Consider the following 1983-nt stretch of genomic DNA (forward strand, 5'->3'; position numbering starts at 1 on the left):
CTTATATACTTCGATGAAAGATAAATCTGTAAGTATATTAATTGTTGCGATCGTTATGAGATATGGCATACTAATAACTTAACGAATTAGAGCGCATGCTGGGCGGGAAAACGCGTGCTCAAAGGTCGATTTTCAATTGCGCTCCTCTTGGCTTTGGTCACCTGCGGGCACTCGCAATCCGCATCACTCGACACTGGAGACGAACGTTTTCTCTGGCTCACCTCTTCGTCGATCGATCGCGTTGCCGTGACATACTCGCAGGGAACGCTCTATGTCCCCTCAGATCTATTTCGGGAACGAAATCCGAAGGCAACCATGGATATCAAGCAAGTCGCGCTACGACTGAGCTATCCTGAACTGAAAGCTGGCCGCGGGCCAAACCCCCAGATCCGGGGGGAGGAGGATCTGCTGCCGCTTTCGGACGCACTCGGAGTGGCGGCCTCCGTTCCAGGCGGCCCACTAAAAATTCATATTCCGCAAAACCTCCTGCTTCCAATTATAAATGACCTCGATGCTGGTATTAAATTCGCCTCGTTTCGCGTAAAGGATAATGCTAAGGGGTATCTCTCTCACAATATCTACTATATTTCCGCGCCGGATCCTATGTACATTATGTGCACTGGATATTCTTCTGTATCATCGTGCATGATGAGCTTTGATAGGGCTGGATTGCGCTGGATGATCATGGCGCCTCGTAAATATCTTCGAGAGGACGTCTCTAGGTTTCACAAACGTCTTTCGGCGCTGATTGATTCATTTTCTGAAAAATAGGAGCGTATCATGCCAACTTCACAGCAGATAAACGATATTAACTCTGCATATGCGCTTACCATCTCGACGGGTGACGCGTCTCATTACTACGATGCGCTTTCCGCCGCTGGCATCTACTATGGAAGCATGGCACATGGTGTCGTGAACGCCGACTCGTTAATCGGAATTGTTGCTAACAACTATGCCAAGAACAAAATAGATGGCGATTTCGCGTCAGGACTCTTTGACCAACGTCGCGATGCGCTCATGCTGGAACTCGCTACGCGTGACTACGCTCTTCGGTCAACACAAACTGATTGGAACCTTACGGGGCGGCAAATTTCCGACTATCATGATGCAGCATACCAAACTGTTTTCCCCGAGCTCTCAGGCGCGGCGGAAGGGTGGACACCCTACTACGAGGTTCGAGCTCTCAACGACTATGATTTCTGGCTGGTCACGTCGAGTGCGGATCTGTCTCAGTATCTATCCTACTTTAGAATGAATATTCCGCTGACAGTCGGCGATGCTACGGCGAAAAACTATGCGCTCCAATGGTTCCAGGATATGGATCCATTTGTGTTTAATCTATCTCAGATGAAATTTATTATCGGGGACGATGTTCTCGCCAAAAGCTTGCTCCAGTGGGCCGCTACCCATACGGGATTCTTGGATAGCAAGCAGTCATATCTGTTCGAGCAAAAACCGTATGCCCCAGCTAACGACACCGATGCGTCTGGTTTCCTTGGCAGGTTCATTCATGGTCTCCTGATTGAGGAGGCGGTTTCAGGAACCTCAAATATCCTGCATGCCAGCACTGACTACAAGGAGATATCGTTCGACCGGAGCGATCTCCCCACAACTCCCCATGGGACTGAGTTCGATCACGTGATCAACCAGACCATCGGCACCGCAAACGAGTTGACTCTTGCAGGGTACAATTCCGAGTGGATGCAATCGGATTCCTACAAACTGTCGAACCCTTACTATTGGGGGCTCGACCCGCATAACATCGTCAATATCAACGGCGCCACCTTCATAGCCGGAAATGCGGCAACATCGGCGAACAAGGATGGAAATCTGGTTGTCCTGCAGGGTGACGTTACCAGCTTCACCTTGAACAGCACCTCTCAGTTTATTCTTGTTGGGAATGAAAAGGACAACGAGATAACCTTGGTCAATCCGGATCAGGGATTTGTCTTTTCTGGCGCTGGAAATGACCACATCATAGTC

General features: G+C 49.4%; 2 protein-coding genes. Both read left to right on the plus strand.

Annotated elements, in window-relative coordinates; translation table 11 throughout:
* Positions 1-114: 114 nt before the first annotated feature.
* Positions 115-771 (plus strand): hypothetical protein, encoded by a 657-nt coding sequence (locus tag EN994_RS29025; RefSeq protein ID WP_063168210.1) that lies wholly within the window; start codon positions 115-117, stop codon positions 769-771.
* Positions 772-780: 9 nt separating this feature from the next.
* Positions 781-1983 (plus strand): hypothetical protein (locus EN994_RS29030; protein WP_164746299.1); only part of this gene is annotated, 1203 nt, incomplete at its 3' end.

The sequence above is a fragment of the Mesorhizobium sp. M7A.F.Ca.CA.002.09.1.1 genome, assembly GCF_003998555.1.
GTDB lineage: Bacteria > Pseudomonadota > Alphaproteobacteria > Rhizobiales > Rhizobiaceae > Mesorhizobium > Mesorhizobium ciceri.